The following is a 15,348-nucleotide window of genomic DNA, read 5'->3' on the forward strand; positions in this document are numbered from 1 at the left end:
GGATCGGCCAGACGCCGTGCGCGACCAGGGCGACGGGATCGAACAGGTCCAGCTCCACGCCGATCAGCGGCAGGTAGTTCCAGGTGTTGAGGGTGAAGGTGGTGGCCAGCAGCGCCTTCTCCGCGCGCCGGATCCACGGGTCTTCCACGACCTCGCCGCGCGTGGCCATGAACGCCTGGTAGGCGAACAGGCTCAGCAGCAGAATCGCGATGGCCGGCTCGACCGTCCACGCGAACAACCACCGGCCGCTGCCCGGCTCGGCGTCGCCGGCGACCGTGTCCTGCACGTTCGCCGTGGACACCGACAGCGCCAACACCAGGCCGAACCCGGCGGTCAGGGTGATGTTGCGCCGCCACCGCGCCGCCGTGAGCGCCTGCCGGGCGGGGTGACGCTGCTGCTTGTGCAGCCGCTCCGCGTCGGCGGACTTCATCCGCTCCCGGATCGCCCGCGGCGACTCCGCCTCGACCCACACCGAGTCGTCCTGCATCGTCCGCAGGTCCTGCCGCTCGGCCTGCTCCGCCCGAAGCCGGCGCACCCGCCGCGTCGGCTTCGGCTCGGCCGTCCGGGACTCGCCCCGGAACCAACGCCGCTTGGACCGGCCGGTCAACGCCGCATCCGGCGCGGTGTCGGCCGTAGCGGGGATTTCGGTGTTCTCCCTGATCAGCGTCTCGTCGTGGCCCTGCTGCTGCGGCAGCACCGCCACGGAGGGCACGGTCGGCGGGCGAACGCCGTTGATGGTGCCGGTGGCGCTCATGCCTGGTCACCCCTCTCGTCGGTCTTGTCGATCTCGATCTGCGGTTCGGCGATCCCGTTCACCGGCCTCGTCGCGGGCTGCCCGCACAGCCCCAGCACCGCCCCGGCGAACGCAGCGCCCGCCACACCCAGCAGCACCGGCGACGGAGCGCCGTAGCCCAGGCCCAACACCGCCAGGACGCCGCCCGTCAGCAGCAGCCCCAGCGCGATTAGGGCGACCCGGCGGTTCTGCCGACGCTCCGACGGCAGCGGGAACTCCTGCGCCGCGCGGCTGCGCGAGTGCCTCGGGCTCATGCCGAAACCGCCTGATCAGCGGCTTTGCTGGACGCGCATCCCTGTAGGAACTCGGTCACCGTTCGGTTGATCAGTCGTTGTGCCCGCCGAACGGCCCGCCTGTCGCGGCAGCCGCCAGCAGCGGCGATCCCGGCTTCCAGCAGCAGCAGGGACTCCAAGCGCCGGTCCAGCGCCGCGTCGAGTTGTCCGCTGTGCACCGAGCCCATCTGCTGCAAGCGAAGGTGCAGCGTGAGGGCTTCGAGATCTTCGAACGTCGGTTCGATCCACGGCAGGGACTCGGCGGGGGAGTCCATTGGGTATGGCTTTGTGCTGATCACACGACGTGCACGTCGTACTCCTTGACCTGCGATAATTCGTTCCACGGCCGATCCCTCTCCAAGGTGGCGGTCGTACTGAGGCCCCATCGGTTGCCCCCGATGGGGCCTCTTGCGTTGTGCTGTATCCCGTGTAGCTTGTGCATACACAACAACAGCAAGCGGCCAGGTTGTCAAGCGCGAAGGGAGGTGCTTGTGTATGCACAAGGCTCGAAGAGGTGATCACGAGGGGAACCAGGTGGCTCGGCACGCATACGAGGTGGTCATGGAGACGCTGCGCGAGCGCATCGCGAACGGCGTCTACCCGCCGGGAACCGCCCTACCACCCCAAGTCGAACTCGCCGACGAGTTCCAGGTCAGTCAGATCACGATCCGTCGCGCCATCAGCGAACTGACTACCCAGGGCCTGCTCTACACCGGCTACCTCGAAGGCAAGCGCGGAACCATCGTGCGCTCCACCAGTCGGTTCACCCACTACGCCACCGACGCGCTAAGGCCCGACCGCCCGGTCCGAGGCCGCGACACCTTCGAAGAATCGGCGATCCGCAACGGGCGTGCGCCGAGCAAGCGGTTCCACATGAAGATCGAAATTGCGCCACCGGACGTCGCCGACCGCCTGGGCGTCGCGCGCGACGAACTCGTCGTCCACCGCACCCTGCACCAACTCGTCGACGGCGAACCCTTCAGCCGTGAGACCAGCTACTTCTCACTCGACCTGGCCAAGGACACCGGCATCGACTCCCCACACGACATCGCCGAAGGCACCATGCGGCGCCTGCGTGACCGGGGCGTCGTTGAGGTCGCCATCAGCGACGAGATCGCCTACGAGAGCGCGGGCCCCGAGGACGCGGCTGACCTGTCGGTCACCGTTGGCTCGCCTCTGCTGGTGCAGACCCGCACTGCGGCGACGACTGACCGCGTGACGCGCGTCGTGCGCGTCGTTCGCCTCGGTGAGCGCGTTCGGATCGTGTGGGAGCAAGGCGACGAGGCCGGCCTCGTCGTCATCCGGAACACCCAGGCGCAGACCGTGAAGGGCGAGGTCAAATGAGCTTCGACATTCGATCCGCTACCCCGGCTGACTTGGACACCATCGTGGCCATGCGCCAGGAACGGATCACCTGGCTTGCCGATCGAGGCTCGGACCAGTGGCAGGTCGGACTGACCGTCGATGGTTTCGCTGACCGCGTGCACGCGAGCATCGCCGCTGATCAGACCTATGTGGCTGTTGATGAGCAGGGTGAGCTTGCGGGAACCATCGCCGTCGACACCTGGACCAACCCGGGCCTATGGAGCGAACAGGAACTCGCCGAGTCGGTCATCGTGCACCGCATGATCACCTGGCCGCGAGCGACAGGCACCGGTGTTGGAGCCCTCCTGCTGGAACACGCCAACAAGATCGCGCTGCGCGAGGGACGTGCCTGGATTCGCCTAGACGCCTGGACCAGCAATACCGACCTACACACCTACTACGAGCGCGCCGGGTTCCAGCACGTGCGCACGATCGAAGGCCACAGGAGCAAGTCGACCGCCCTGTTCGAGCGGCAAGCCAGAGTCACCCTCCCCACAACCCCGAACCAGCCGGTTGACCTTGGCATGGGCCTGGCCTTCGTCGGCGTGGGAACTCACCAGCGCACCTACGAGATCGAGGATCTTGCCGTCGACTACGCACCGGGCCAAGGAGTGGGAAGCACTCTCCAAGTTGTCCCTGGCCTTCCGTGGCGGCTCTGGGCAGATGGCGACTCCTGGTTCGCTGCGGCCGCAGGCACCGGCCTGTCGAAGACGGCCCACGTGCTCGGCGGCGATCCGCTGAGCTGGTTGAACCCGGCCTGCATCTACAGCGTCACGGCGGACATGCCGGACCACAGCGTTGTGATCACCCTGGACTCCCCCAACGCCAAGCTGGCGTCGTTTCGATAGCAGTTATCTGTGTTATAGAACGCTGGCAATTTGGTGTTCTACATGTGGCAACAGGCGGGCCTGTTTCACTAGACGAAAGCTGCCTGAGCTGCGCAGATGGCTTGCTCAGTTGCGCAATGTATAGGGGATCGAAAGAACCGGCGTGTCGCCGGCTACCTGCCACAGGGACGGTGTTAGATGTTCGGCATGAGCACGAAGCGGCCACTCGGTCGGCCCAGCAAGGGCGACCGAGCCTCTGCACGCACCAGGCTTCCCCAGCCGGTGCGGGCGGACGTCGACGTGCTCGTGTCCGCTCACCCCGGCCTGCTCGGCGAAGTCGTTGCCGCGCTGGCTGCGGCAGGACTCCGGCACGTCAACGAGGCCGTGTTCGCGTCTTCCCCCTCGCAGGACACTGTGACCACCTGGACTCGGCTTCCCCGGCCGATCCGGAACGCGGTGGACGAGCTGGTGGCCAGCACTCGGCACTCGATCGGCGAGGTGATCGCCGCCTTGGTGGCGGTCGGCCTGCGTCACGTCGAAGAAGCGCCGCTGCCCGCACGAGTTCGGCAGGGAGCCCTCATGACCTAGCAACGAGAAAGGCGACCCCGTCCCCACGGAGTCGCCTGCAGTCCCGCACCGGCTAGTTGGACTTCCCCATCCAACTCTGCCGATGAGGAGGGACCGGATCCCCACCCGATCTCTCCCGTATGTCCCGGTGACCAAACCGGGTTGCGCGCCCCCTGACCAGGGGCTTTTCACCGAAGCGCCCGAGGGCTCTTCGCACACCAGGCGCCGTCCGGCGTCTGGCTCTTGGAGGTTTTGCAACCACCAGGACAGGCGGGGCTTCCGCATGTCCGTATTCGATTGGAGCTTGTTGCGTGCCCAGGATAAGCCTGGGGACCGGCGTACGCCAAGCAGCAGCGTCTGGCGTGTCGGCCGGTTCACCCGTTTCCGCTGATCAGAACCCCACGGGAAGGTCCCCTGAAGCCTGCGAGACCTGCGAAGTCTGCGAACGCACGGCCGGTTCGCCACGTCGCACGCCCCTGCGCAACGTGTTGTGCGGGCCGTGCTGGAAGGCGTTCCGCGGCAAGCCCAAGGCCGAGGAGGCAGGTCGGCCGCCGCGGTGCACGCGGGGTTCGCGCGAGCCGTTGACGCAGGGCGAGTGGATCCAGCTCGTACGCGTCTACCCGCCCTACCAGGCCTTTTCTCAGAAGGTGCGTGAGCGCCTGGGCGCCATGCTCTGGAAGTTGATGGTGCACACGGTCTGGGAGACCAACGAGACCTGGCCGGGCTGGGACGAACTGATGAAGGTCACCGGCTGGGGACGGTCGTCGGTGGCGGACTACCTACGGCAGCTCCAGGTCGACGGGTGGCTGCTGCTGGTCGAGTCCGGGTCCACGCCCGCGCACCGGCCGATGGCGATGCAGGGCCTGATCAGCGGCAACCGTCGCGCGGTGTACCAGCTCCGCGTTCCGGCCGCCCGTGGCCAGGCCCGCCGGCGCGCGGCCGCCGAGCTGCGTCGGGAGCTGCTCGACGCCACGCGCGTGGTCGCCGAGGCCGAGGCGATCCTGGCGTCGGCGGCGGCCCGGATCGCCGCCGAGAACCCCACCGCCGGTCCGGCCGGCGGGCCCGGCGACGGCGTCCTGGCGGTGTCCGACGAGCACGCTCAGGCGGTGCTGGACGGCCTGCTGCTGCCGTCCGGATCGCCGCAGGCCAGTGGTGTCGCGGGGAAAAATTGGACCCCTGCTTTTGCTTTTCAAGTTTTCCCCTTGAGTGAGTTGGTGGTTCTTTCGCGCGCGAGGCGCGTTGTCCACAAGCTCGACGTCGACTGCGGTCTGGGCGATGGTCGGGAAGACGCGACTTCACGCCGTCCGGACTCAACTTCGGCCCTCACTGAACCCACAGGACCTGATGAGGCGCTTCGCGCCCGCTTTGACGACAAGCAGGTGGCGGCACCCGAGGTCGAGTCCCCTACCAGCGGTTTCGGGATGCTCGCCGCAGCCTCCGTGGTGATCGCTGCCGCCCCGGAGCTGGGTCGGATGGGTCGACGCGGCCTGCGGACGTTGCTGCGGCCGTACTGGGCCGCAGGCGGCTCGACCAGCGCGATCCTCGCTGCGCTGAAGCTGGACTGGCTGGAGCGAACCCCGGTCACGGCGGCCGAGGAGCTGGCGGCGGCGCTGCGCCTGCAGACCGCCGACCGGGTGCTGGCCAAGCTGGCGGTCAAGCAGCTGATCGGCCTGGCCCGGCCGTACTGGCGGGCGGGCTGGACCTGCGCAGACCTGGTGCACGCCCTGCGCTGGTACCCCACGACCTGGACCAGCCGGCCCGGCCTGGCCGCCGACCGGGTCGTGGTGCCCGGCCGCTGGGTGCGCGCCCGACTGGCCGCCTGGCACGACGAGCACGGCCGCATCCTGCCCGGTCACAGCGCCGGCAGCACCGCCGAGCAGCAGCGGCGGATCCGGCTGCGCGAGCGCTACGGCGCCCAGGGCGCGCTCGCCGCGCCCACGGGTGCCGCCGCGGTGACCGTAGCCGACGTGCAGCGCCGCGCCGCCGGCATCGCCGAGCAGGCCGCCCGCCTGTTCCGCCAGGCGGTCCAGCGATGCAAGCCGACCGCCGACGAGCCCGCCCTCCCGACCTCCACCACCACCGCGGCCGCGCCCACCGGCGGCATCGTCGCTGATCAGCAGCCCGCACAGCCCGCCGAGCCGCGCGGCGCAATGCCGGAGTCGGTGCGCGCGCTGCTGGACCGGCTCAAGGCCGAGAAGGCGGCGAAGGCCGAGCAGGTCGCCGAGGCGGCACGAGCCGAAGCCGAGCAGGCCGGGCAGGAACGGCCACGCCGCCTGGTGCTGGTGCGCAACGAGGAACCGCTGCCCCAGGGGCCGCTCGACGGCGCGAACCCCGAGCTGGCGTGGGAACGCGCCCGCCGCTACAGCCGCGACCACCGCCCCCTGAACCGCCTCTGACCTGCGCGGACACGCGCTCCCGCCTTCCCGACCATGCCCGACGAGGACGACATGGACACCCCCACCGGCGACCACAACGTCGCCGCCCGCATCATCACCGCCGAACTGCTGGCCACCCTGCGCCGCGACCGGCCCGCCGCCGACGGGGCACCCGCGCCGTCGTGGGTGCGCGCCGTGCGGGAATGGCCCGGCCGGGTCGTGCCCGAGACCCCGGAGCAAATCCACGCGGCGGCGTTGACGCTGATCAGCCGCGCCCGCTGGCCGCAGACCCACGTGCGCGACCTGGTCCACGCGCTCACCCCGCTCTACCAGGCCGGCTGGTGCAACACCGCGATCGTGCACGCCTTGGACCACGAACCCGACGGCACCAGGGCGATGCCCTGGCACGACGGCGAGGGCAAGGACGCTCCGCGCGGCGAGCTGCTGGCGTTCCTGGACAAGCGGCTGCACAGGTGGCGTATCGCCGGCCTGCACACCCCGCCCGTGCTGGGCACGCCCTTCGGGGCCTGGGCGGCGCGGATGCACGAACTGCGCGGCGACGACGTCCGCGACCACGTCCCTCGACCGGAGGCCAGCACGACCCCTACCGAACACCTCCCCGACCGGCGCCGCCGCGGCACTCCCCTGGGCCGGGTGCGCGCCCGCAACACCCGCCAGGACAACCTCGACGCCGACCTGCGCAAACTCGGCGGCCACCTGCCCGGCGAGGACACCCCGGCCCCGGTCGACCCCGGCCTGGTGCTGCTGGCCGCCCCAGACGTCCACCGCGCCCTGGTCGACCTCGCCCGCGCCACCAGGCCCCACCGCCACCACGTCGACGCACTGCGCCGCGCCGTGCGCCGCGCCCACCTGGAGAACACCGCCGCCACCCTGACCAGCAGCGTCGACCACGACCACCTCGCCCGCCTGGCCGCCGAGGTCACCCGCGCCGACGGCACCCCCGTCCCCCTAGGCGCGCTGGCCCAGCTGATCGACAAGGCGTGGTGACCCCGGCGGGAGGCGCCCCACCGGACCGGCGGCAACCTAAGCCCTCCTGTCAACCGCGTAGCGCTCTCCGGTGGGTAGCTGATGAGGAACCTGAGAAGTCGCCTTACAGGCGCTCTCAGACGGCGAAAATGGTCAGATGGGTAGTCAAGATCAACTAATTACGTTCTATCGTATTAACAAAACTAGTTATGTTGTATTTCAACATAACTCTAGACTGGCGTGGAGTGTGCAACCGGGTCAGCCCTGACCTGGACGAACGTGGAGGTGCGCGATGGAGCAGCTCGTGGCGGACATGGTCGGCGCGGTCGTCGGTCGGTTCGGGATGGTCGAGGCGTCCGCGGCTCGGCTGGTGGAGTTGGTCGATGAGGCAGTCGGTGACCGGGTCGTGTCGGTGGACGAGGGTCCTGGACGCGGTGGTCGACGAGGGCCTGCTGGAGGGCGGGGACTACGCCGACGACGTCGAGGACGTGGTGCGCTGGGTCACGGCCCGCTTCGGCTACGAGTGCTGACCATGACCACACCGACGTCGTCACCACGTCCGTCCGCCCTGATCAGCGGCCTGCGGACGGTTCCCGTCACCGTGGTCCTGGCCCTCGCCGCCGCGTGCGCGACCCCGGCTGGCGTCGGCGCACCGGCCGCCGCGGACACCGCGTTGTCCGCCGCCGTCCCGGCCGCCGCGAGCACCGACCCCGAGGTGCTGCTGGCCCGGCTCGGCCAGGCCCGGCCCGAGGACACCGGCGCGCACTACGACCGCGACATGTTCGGCACCTGGACCACCGACCCGGCAACCGGCTGCGACACCCGCGAGACGGTCCTGGCCCGTGACGGCATCGGCGTCCTGGCCGACCCGGCCACCTGCCGCCCGAGCTGCCCGGACATGGCCGCACCGTGCTGGATCAGCCCCTACGACGACGTCCGGACCACCGACCCGCGCCGGCTCGACGTCGACCACGTCGTGGCCCTGGCCGAGGCCGTCCGCTCCGGAGCGCGCAGCTGGACCGACGCCCGACGCCGGGCCTTCGCCACCGACCCGGCCAACCTGCTGGCGGTCAGCGCGAGCTCCAACCGGTCCAAGGGCGACGACGACCCCGGCCGCTGGCGCCCCCCGGCCCGCGCCTCTTGGTGCCGGGTGGCCACCACCACCATCACCGTCAAGGCCCACTACGGCCTGCACGCCGACGCCGACGAACACGCCGCCCTGGCCGCGATGCTGCGAACCTGCTGATCAGCGCCCTGCCAGCGACGGGCCGCCACACCCGCCCCTGTCTAAAACGGCCGTTTTAGACAGGGGCGGGGTCGTTGGCCCCGGCGGCCAGGACGTGGTCGAGGGCGCCCGGCGTCAGCAGCACGACCGCCGCGTGCCCCTCGTCGGCGAGGCCGGGCAACGCCGCGGTGACCGCCGCGTGTTGGCGGGCGACGTCGACGGCCGGCACGCGGCGCGTCCGCGACCCCTGCCGGTCCAGGCACGCCTCCAGCGGCACCAAGAGGACGAGGACCACGGTGTCCAGGCCGTGCGCGACCGCGACGGCCCGCGCCGCGATGCGGCGTTCCGCCTGGGAATGGGTGCCGTCCACGATCACCGGCGTCCCGGCCGCGCAGCACGCCGCCAGCTCGGCCCGCGCCGTGGCCAACGCCCGGTCGCCCACCGGCTCGACACCGGTGTCGCCCGGCACGCGGCGCTGGTGTCGGTCGTAGGACACCACGACGGCGCCGGACCCGGCGGCCAACGCGTTCGCCAACGTCGACTTCCCGGATCCGCTCGCGCCCATCAGCAGCACGCACCGGCCGGGCAACAGCAGCCTCATGGCCGCCACCCTGGTCCATCCGTGTCGCCGATCCGTCGCCGCCACCGCCCCGCCCGTGCAGGGGCATAGGCCCTGATCAGGGCGTTTCACCCGACCCGGCGACAGCGCACCCGCCCCCGTCTGCGACGCTGCGGCCCCTCGCGCCGGCACCACACCCGGACACGCTCCGCAACCGCTCCCGTAATTACGTTCACTCGTAATTACGACTAATTATGAGTTATAACGTAACTCAACTGTGCTTATAATGGTCGGCATGACGGAGGAAAACGAGGCCCCAGACGCTACAGAAGGCGACGAAGCGCCGTCTGCCGTGCGTCTGTGTCAGTACCGCGCGTGCCGTGCTCCCCTGCCGCCGGTCCCGGCGGACAAGCGTGGGCCGAAGCCGAAGTACTGCACCGACGGCAAGACGTGGCCGCCGGACGGCAAGAGCTGCAAGGAGATGGCGCAGGCCGAACGGGACGCCGCCGCGGCGGTCGGCCTGGAGGCGCCGTTGGCGACCTACCAGCAGGCCACCGAGCGCCTGAACCCGTCGCTGGTCGAAGTCCGCGACCGACTCGACACGCTCATCACCGCCGGCGCGAACCTGGACAAGGCCGCCCTGGTGCGCGTGGCCGCCGCCGAGGAGGAGCGCCGCGAGGCCCTGACTCGCGCCGAGGCCGCCGAGACCCAATCCGGGGTTGATCAGCGCAAACGCGCCGACGCGGAGAAGCAGGCCAAGCTCGACCGGGAGGCCAAGCTCGTCGCCGAGCGCCTGGCCCGCGACGCCGAGAGGGAGAAGACCGAGCAGGTCAACGCCGCCTGGGCCAAGGTCGTCGAAGCCGAGCGCGCCCAGGGCAAGGCCGAGGGCGAGCGCGATGAGGCCAAGAACAACCTCACCGCCTACATCAAGCGCTACGAGGACCTGGCCGACCGGCACGAGGCGCTGCGCAAGGCCAACACCGCCACCGAGCGGGAGCTGACCAAGGCCAACGCCGAGCTGAAGGCCGCGAAGAAGGACGTCGAGACCCTCACCGGCGAGAAGGACACGCTGACCGGGCAGGTCGAGACGCTGCGGTCCGAGGCCAAGCAGGCCGCGACGGACCACCAGGCCGCCATCGAGGCCCTGCGCAAGGAGATGCAGGACCGCATCGACGCCCTGACCGCGCAGGTCGGCACCGAACGGGATCGCGCCGACGAGGCCGTGAACCGCCTGGAGACCGTGCGCCAGCAGGTCGACGTCGAACGCAGCCGCGCCGACACGGCCGAAGCCCAGCTCGAAGGGCTGCGCGAACAGCTCGGGCAACTGCGCGAGCAGAACGTCGAGCTGACCAAGCAGCTCGGCGCAGTCGAACCCGAGATGGCCGACCTGCGCCGCCAGATCACCGAGGCCACCAAGACCCGCCAGGCCCTGCGCGAACAGATCGACACCCTCACCGGAGCAGGTAAGCCGACCCAAACGACCTGATCAAGGGGCACCTGCCGCCGGTTCGGCGGCGGTGGCACCGGGTGCTCGCCTTCGTTCCCGACCCACCCGCGTCACGCGGGACGGGGGCGTTGGGGTCCACCCGGACCACCCACGACACAGGCCCTGACCGACGGCTCATCCCGCAAAAGAGTCGCCGCCGGCCAGGGGTCCACTCCCCGCAAGGAGGAGCAGAAGATGTCTACCACCCTGTTCGCGTGCGCTCACCCCGGCCGGAGGTGGCGAGCGTGAACCTCCAGAACTCGCTGATCACCGCCCTGTTCGGCGGTGTGGCCGGCTACGTGCGGCATCGTCGCGGCCGCTACGTCGCCACCCGCGCCCTGACCGAACTGGCCCTCGCCGAGGGGCCGGTCGAGCAGCGCCAGGCCCTGCTCGACCTCGCCGCCACCGACCGGCTGATGGGCGACGACCTGGCCGCCCGCCTGGCCACCCTGCTGGCCGGCGTCCACCTCGCCCTGCCCGACGCCCCGCCCGCCGACGACGAGCTGCTGGCCGACGCCGGACCGGTCGCCAGGACGGTGCTGGGCATGTACGCCAGGGCGGACGGGCCGGTCGACCGCGCCCACTTCGTCTTGGCCCTGGACGAGGTCTTCTCCCCCATCGTCGAGGCCCGCGGCGGCGCCCACCGCGGCGTGCTCATCGAGGTCGCCCGCGCCCACTACCTCCGGACTGGCTGGGACGACCAGCGCATCACCACCGAGCTGCGCCGCACCCGCGACGTCGCCGACGGGGCCGCCGACGCAGGTCCCGACCAGGGCGGTGATCAGGCATGATCCTCGCACTCCCCGCCCCGGTCGTCGTGCTGCTGATCGGCGTGGCCGGCAGCGGCAAGACCACCCTCGCCCACGCCCTGGCCGAGCAGGACCCGGCCGCCGCGGTGTTGTCCTTCGACGACTGCCGGGCCGAGCTGGCCGGCGACGCGGGCGACCAGTCGGTCACCCCGGCCGCCGTCGACCTGACCCACGCCCGACTCGCCGAACGCTGCGCCCAGCACGTCAGCACCGTCCTGGACGCCACCAGCGTGCGCGCCGAGCACCGCCGGGTCGTGCTCGACCTCGCCGCCGAGCACGACGTCCCGGTCGTGGCGGTCGTGGTCGACACGCCGCTGGAGACCGCGCTGGCCCGCCAGCTCGACCGGCCCGCCACCCGCCAGGTCCCCGTCGAGGTGGTGCGGGCCCAGCACGCCGACCTGCTCGCCTCCCTGTCCGGCCTGCACACCGAGGGCTACGCCGCCGTGCACCTCCTACGTCATCCCGTTGAGGTTCCGTTCTTTTAAGCGTTCGCCCTGATCAAGACCTTGTTGTGTCGCATCGTTGCGAACAGTGCGACGTGTGCGAACAGTGCGAACGGGACCGCTAGACCATTGGTGAGAACAGTTCACCAGATCAGGCTATGGTGAGTTCAAGTCACCAAATGACAGCATGGTGAAGAGCAAATGCACCAGGCGGGGCGCGACCGGCACCTTCCACAGCACGCCCCGTGCCCCGCCCGGACGTCCCCACCCACGAGGAAGCGGAGCCAGCAGTGTCCGAACAGCTCGTCGTTCCCGGCGCCCGGCGCGTCCACCCGGCGGTGGCGCGGTGATCAAGCGCCGGTCATGGAAGTCGCTCGCTTCCCTGCTCCGTCCGTCGCGGAGCGAGCACCACGCCGCGTCCGCGGCCAAGCGGAAGGCCATGCTCGCGTTGGGCGGCCGCCGTGCCCGCGATCCCCGGATCCGCATCGGCTTGCAGCGCGACCTGGCCACGGCCCACGCCGCCCTGGCGCAGCTCGCGGACCCGGCCGCGACCGACGACAGCGACGGCCGTCCGCTGCGGCAAGCCCACTACGACACCGCCCAGGTGATCCTGCTGCTCACCGACGCCGACGAACTGCGCCACCAGGGACGCGCCCACCGGGACGACCTTCGGCACCCTCTCCTGAGCCGTGGCGCCGAGCAGATCCTGCGCGAACTGGCCCAGGCCGACGACGCCGAGCTGCGCGCCCACCTGCTGGTCGAACTGGCCGTCCAGGTGTTACCCCACGCCGGGACGATGGCCGCCGGCAACCTCCGCGCGATCGCCTACCACCAACTGCGCGCCGCCGGATGCTCCAAGAAGGCCGCCGGCACCAAGGTCGGCACGGCGGTCAACGCCGTCGCCACCCACCTGCGGGGCTGACGCTCCCCCTCGTCCCGGAACAAGAGCACTCCGGGACGTCGGGGTCCGCCAGGACCGACCCAACCGACCCGAACACGCCGCCGGCCAGCGGCTCCGGCAAAGAACCCGCTGGCCAGCGAACACTCCCCTGAAGGAGCAAACCCATGTCTACCACCAGCCTGCCGCCCGCCAACAACACCGACGGCGACAGCGACATCGAGGCCCTGGCCGAGTCCGTCGGCGTCCTGCGCCGCTGATCCGGGCCGCCGCGCCCGCCACCCACGGCGGGCGCGGCCCGCCACCCGACGAAGACAAAAACGGCCGTTTTGGTAACTGCCACGTGTAGTGGCAGGGCCTTGATCAGCGCAGGAGCCCTTGATGACCACCCCACCCGAACCGGCGTCGCCGCACGGCGTCGTCGTCGAGCTGGCCGCCGCCGCCGCAGCAGCCGCCATCGCCTCGGACCCGACCCTGCTGCCCGCACGGCTCACCGACGACGAGGTGGCTACTCTGCTCGCCGCCGTCGACGCCTTCGGCACCGCCGCCGCGAACGTGCTCAACCACCTCGTCCACCACCCACTGCCCGGCGCCCACGCCGAGCGAGCCGCACGCTCGATCGGCATGGCCCGCGACTCGGTGCGCTGGATGGTCAACGACGCCCACCACGCCGCCGTCAGCCTCGGGCTCGACGGCAAGGCGCTGTGATCAGGCACGACCCCGGCTCCTTCCGCCCACCGCCACCCCGAGAGGAACCCCGCACCCGATGAGCGACGACGACTTCTACGACGCACACGAGCCCTACTTGCAGGCCGTGGCCGACGCGATCGTGGCCGAGAACATCCCCGTGGCCGACGTCATGGTCAACGCCGACGACCCCCGCAACGGCTGGATCGTGGTCGGCCTCGGCGAGGCCGAGCTGACCCGGACCGACGAGCCGGTCACCTACCTGCTCTGGCACGAGGAGCGCGGTTGGCAGCGCGCCGTCGGCTTGTACGGCGAGCAGTTCGACCAGGTCCGCGACGCCCCGTTCGAGATGCTGCCCACCCCGGTCGCCGTCGCCGCCTGGTGCCGGCGGGTGCTCAGCGGATCCGCCGAGGAGGACCCGGCGTCCTCGCCCTCGGCCGTCTTCCGCAACACCGGTGACGACGACGGGTTCGAGGAGCAGTTGCGCGGCTACCGGTGACTGCGCCGTCCTGATCAGCGCGTTCGAACCACGTGGCCCCGGTGGACTTCCCGCCGGGGCCACGCCGCGTCCACGGCCGCCGCAGCGGCGCGTCAACCAGACGCCAGCCGGGGCCGACACCGACGAGCAGGGCGGTTCAGGACCCGACGCGCCGCAACGCCGCGTCCAGGATCGGCACCAGCTCCTCGGGCAGCGTGTAGTCGTACACGGCCTGGGACCGCGGTGAAGCCGGGTCGGTGCGGGGAACGGCGACCCTCAACCGTTCACCGCTGCCATCCTTGCGGCCGCCGAGCACCCGACGCGCGGAGGTGTTCAACGTCAGGGTCATGTAGTGCAGACGCTTCTCACCGGTCAGCTCGCGCAGCCGCGCCACGGTCGCCGTGCCGCCTTCGTCGACCAGCGCGCGCAGGAACACCGAGCCGCTGGGCAGCGCGCCCCGCAGGACCTGTTCGGCCAGCTCGACCGTCCACCCCACGCCCTCCACGTGCCGCGGCTCGACCTCCTCGACCGTCGACATCGTGGCCTGCTCCGGACGCCCACCGGCCGGTCCGCCCTCGCGCGAGACCTTGTCGGGCAGCTCGACCGCCCGCACGGTGACGGTGCGCCCGGTGAGCACCAGGTGGGCCAGCACCGGGCCCGCACAACGCTGGCACAGCCGCTGATCAGGGCCGTCCATGCGGTCGTGGCGGACGGCCATGTCAGCGTCGAACCGGGCACATGAGTCGCAGTCGTCGCGAGCGTGCGGGTAGGGCCGTTCCGGCATGGCGGCATTCTCGCGCGTCCGGGCGGCCGCGGTTCCCGGCAGGCACGCCCACGCCACCGGTCGCGGTCCGGCGGCGGTTGAGCACAGCGCTACGGTGGCCGACGCTGTGTAACGCCGGCGTGCCCGACCGGTCGCCCCGCAAACCTGTAAGAGGTGCGATGTCCCTGTTTGGCCCACGTCGTCGAAGCCAGGCTGCCGAGGTCACCAAGGAGACCCGGCTGACCGACGCCTCGTCCGACGACATCAACCGGCACCTACGCGACTTTCTGGCCGACGGCGTGCTCGCCCAGGGCGCCGCGCTGTTGACGCCCGACGGGCCGCCCGTACGCGACGACGGCGTACTGCACCCGGTGTTCACCCTGGTGCTCGGCGACACCGCGTTCGACGCCTTCCCGGAGCTGCACGATGTCTTCGCCCTGCTCGACGAGCCGGGTGCCGACATCGAGGCGGTCGGCGCGCGGATGCACGTCACGGTCGGTTGGACCGTGCTGGCGGCACACGGCGTCGACCCGCTGGCCAAGCTCAAACTCGACTTCACGCGCCCGGTGTCGGCCAACGTCCGGATCCTGCTCAAGGTCGAGCAGTGCTCCGCGTTCCTGCACGAAGCCGCCGCCGGTGGACTGCTCGGCCTGACCACCTACGCCCGCCTCGGCCGCATCCGCGACAGCCTGGACCGGCGGTCCTTCGCCGACGGGCTGGCCCAGATCATCCCGCTGCAGGCGGGAGCCTCGCCCGGCCTGGAGAAGCTGATCGGGGTCTACGGGTGGCCGACCGGGTGACGCGCTGGCGTGGC

The 15,348-nt window shown here is 71.0% G+C and carries 18 protein-coding genes and 1 pseudogene; 14 read left to right on the plus strand and 5 right to left on the minus strand.

Annotated elements, in window-relative coordinates:
* From AB0G01_RS34430 to AB0G01_RS34440, 3 genes and pseudogenes are all read right to left on the minus strand, one after another.
* Positions 1 to 754: pseudogene (locus AB0G01_RS34430) on the minus strand (hypothetical protein); the annotation flags it as partial.
* Positions 751 to 1,047, minus strand: coding sequence for a hypothetical protein (locus AB0G01_RS34435; RefSeq protein WP_360954833.1), 297 nt, complete (start codon positions 1,045 to 1,047; stop codon positions 751 to 753). The pseudogene AB0G01_RS34430 and the gene AB0G01_RS34435, both read right to left, overlap by 4 nt.
* Positions 1,044 to 1,340: a hypothetical protein gene (locus AB0G01_RS34440; protein WP_360954836.1), complete on the minus strand. Its 297-nt coding sequence runs from the start codon at positions 1,338 to 1,340 to the stop codon at positions 1,044 to 1,046. Before AB0G01_RS34440 ends, AB0G01_RS34435 begins: the two co-directional genes overlap by 4 nt.
* Positions 1,341 to 1,626: 286 nt before the next feature.
* Between AB0G01_RS34440 and AB0G01_RS34445 the strand changes: the two genes are divergently transcribed.
* The 7 genes from AB0G01_RS34445 (at position 1,627) to AB0G01_RS34475 (ending at position 8,432) form a co-directional block, all read left to right on the plus strand.
* Positions 1,627 to 2,409, plus strand: a complete 783-nt coding sequence (locus AB0G01_RS34445; protein ID WP_360954839.1) for a GntR family transcriptional regulator — start codon at positions 1,627 to 1,629, stop codon at positions 2,407 to 2,409.
* A gap of 32 nt (positions 2,410 to 2,441) precedes the next feature.
* Positions 2,442 to 3,278 carry a GNAT family N-acetyltransferase gene (locus AB0G01_RS34450; protein WP_360954842.1) on the plus strand — a complete coding sequence of 279 codons (837 nt, stop codon included), beginning with the start codon at positions 2,442 to 2,444 and terminating at the stop codon, positions 3,276 to 3,278.
* Between the two features lie 186 nt (positions 3,279 to 3,464).
* Entirely contained in the window at positions 3,465 to 3,845 is a 381-nt protein-coding gene (locus tag AB0G01_RS34455) for a hypothetical protein (protein WP_360954845.1), read from the plus strand.
* Positions 3,846 to 4,492: 647 nt separating this feature from the next.
* Positions 4,493 to 6,220: a hypothetical protein gene (locus AB0G01_RS34460; protein ID WP_360954848.1), complete on the plus strand. Its 1,728-nt coding sequence runs from the start codon at positions 4,493 to 4,495 to the stop codon at positions 6,218 to 6,220.
* 33 nt (positions 6,221 to 6,253) lie between these two features.
* The gene (locus AB0G01_RS34465) at positions 6,254 to 7,207 is read left to right on the plus strand and encodes a hypothetical protein (protein ID WP_360954850.1); all 954 of its coding nucleotides are present in this window, start codon (positions 6,254 to 6,256) and stop codon (positions 7,205 to 7,207) included.
* Between the two features lie 362 nt (positions 7,208 to 7,569).
* On the plus strand, positions 7,570 to 7,716 hold the full coding sequence (locus AB0G01_RS34470; protein ID WP_360954853.1) for a hypothetical protein: 147 nt from the start codon (positions 7,570 to 7,572) through the stop codon (positions 7,714 to 7,716).
* A gap of 2 nt (positions 7,717 to 7,718) precedes the next feature.
* The gene (locus tag AB0G01_RS34475) at positions 7,719 to 8,432 is read left to right on the plus strand and encodes an HNH endonuclease family protein (protein WP_360954856.1); all 714 of its coding nucleotides are present in this window, start codon (positions 7,719 to 7,721) and stop codon (positions 8,430 to 8,432) included.
* Positions 8,433 to 8,487: 55 nt separating this feature from the next.
* Here the strand turns inward: AB0G01_RS34475 and AB0G01_RS34480 are convergent, their stop codons facing one another.
* Positions 8,488 to 9,012 carry an AAA family ATPase gene (locus AB0G01_RS34480; RefSeq protein WP_360954859.1) on the minus strand — a complete coding sequence of 175 codons (525 nt, stop codon included), beginning with the start codon at positions 9,010 to 9,012 and terminating at the stop codon, positions 8,488 to 8,490.
* Between the two features lie 310 nt (positions 9,013 to 9,322).
* On the opposite strand from AB0G01_RS34480, the gene AB0G01_RS34485 reads away from it, so the two are divergent.
* From AB0G01_RS34485 to AB0G01_RS34510, 6 genes are all read left to right on the plus strand, one after another.
* On the plus strand, positions 9,323 to 10,456 hold the full coding sequence (locus AB0G01_RS34485; protein WP_360954862.1) for a hypothetical protein: 1,134 nt from the start codon (positions 9,323 to 9,325) through the stop codon (positions 10,454 to 10,456).
* A 215-nt stretch (positions 10,457 to 10,671) separates the two neighbouring features.
* Positions 10,672 to 11,247 carry a hypothetical protein gene (locus AB0G01_RS34490; protein ID WP_360954865.1) on the plus strand — a complete coding sequence of 192 codons (576 nt, stop codon included), beginning with the start codon at positions 10,672 to 10,674 and terminating at the stop codon, positions 11,245 to 11,247.
* A complete protein-coding gene (locus AB0G01_RS34495) occupies positions 11,244 to 11,750 on the plus strand; it encodes an AAA family ATPase (protein WP_360954868.1) in 507 nt (168 codons plus the stop codon). Before AB0G01_RS34490 ends, AB0G01_RS34495 begins: the two co-directional genes overlap by 4 nt.
* A gap of 304 nt (positions 11,751 to 12,054) precedes the next feature.
* Positions 12,055 to 12,630: a hypothetical protein gene (locus AB0G01_RS34500; RefSeq protein ID WP_360954871.1), complete on the plus strand. Its 576-nt coding sequence runs from the start codon at positions 12,055 to 12,057 to the stop codon at positions 12,628 to 12,630.
* 357 nt (positions 12,631 to 12,987) lie between these two features.
* The gene (locus tag AB0G01_RS34505) at positions 12,988 to 13,314 is read left to right on the plus strand and encodes a hypothetical protein (protein WP_360954874.1); all 327 of its coding nucleotides are present in this window, start codon (positions 12,988 to 12,990) and stop codon (positions 13,312 to 13,314) included.
* Between the two features lie 58 nt (positions 13,315 to 13,372).
* Complete coding sequence (locus AB0G01_RS34510; RefSeq protein WP_360954877.1) at positions 13,373 to 13,792, plus strand: DUF6292 family protein; 420 nt, start codon at positions 13,373 to 13,375, stop codon at positions 13,790 to 13,792.
* Positions 13,793 to 13,928: 136 nt separating this feature from the next.
* Here the strand turns inward: AB0G01_RS34510 and AB0G01_RS34515 are convergent, their stop codons facing one another.
* On the minus strand, positions 13,929 to 14,489 hold the full coding sequence (locus tag AB0G01_RS34515; protein ID WP_360954880.1) for a hypothetical protein: 561 nt from the start codon (positions 14,487 to 14,489) through the stop codon (positions 13,929 to 13,931).
* A 224-nt stretch (positions 14,490 to 14,713) separates the two neighbouring features.
* On the opposite strand from AB0G01_RS34515, the gene AB0G01_RS34520 reads away from it, so the two are divergent.
* On the plus strand, positions 14,714 to 15,334 hold the full coding sequence (locus tag AB0G01_RS34520; protein ID WP_360954883.1) for a hypothetical protein: 621 nt from the start codon (positions 14,714 to 14,716) through the stop codon (positions 15,332 to 15,334).
* Positions 15,335 to 15,348: the final 14 nt, after the last annotated feature.

The sequence above is a fragment of the Actinosynnema sp. NPDC023587 genome, from assembly GCF_040640215.1.
GTDB lineage: Bacteria > Actinomycetota > Actinomycetes > Mycobacteriales > Pseudonocardiaceae > Actinosynnema.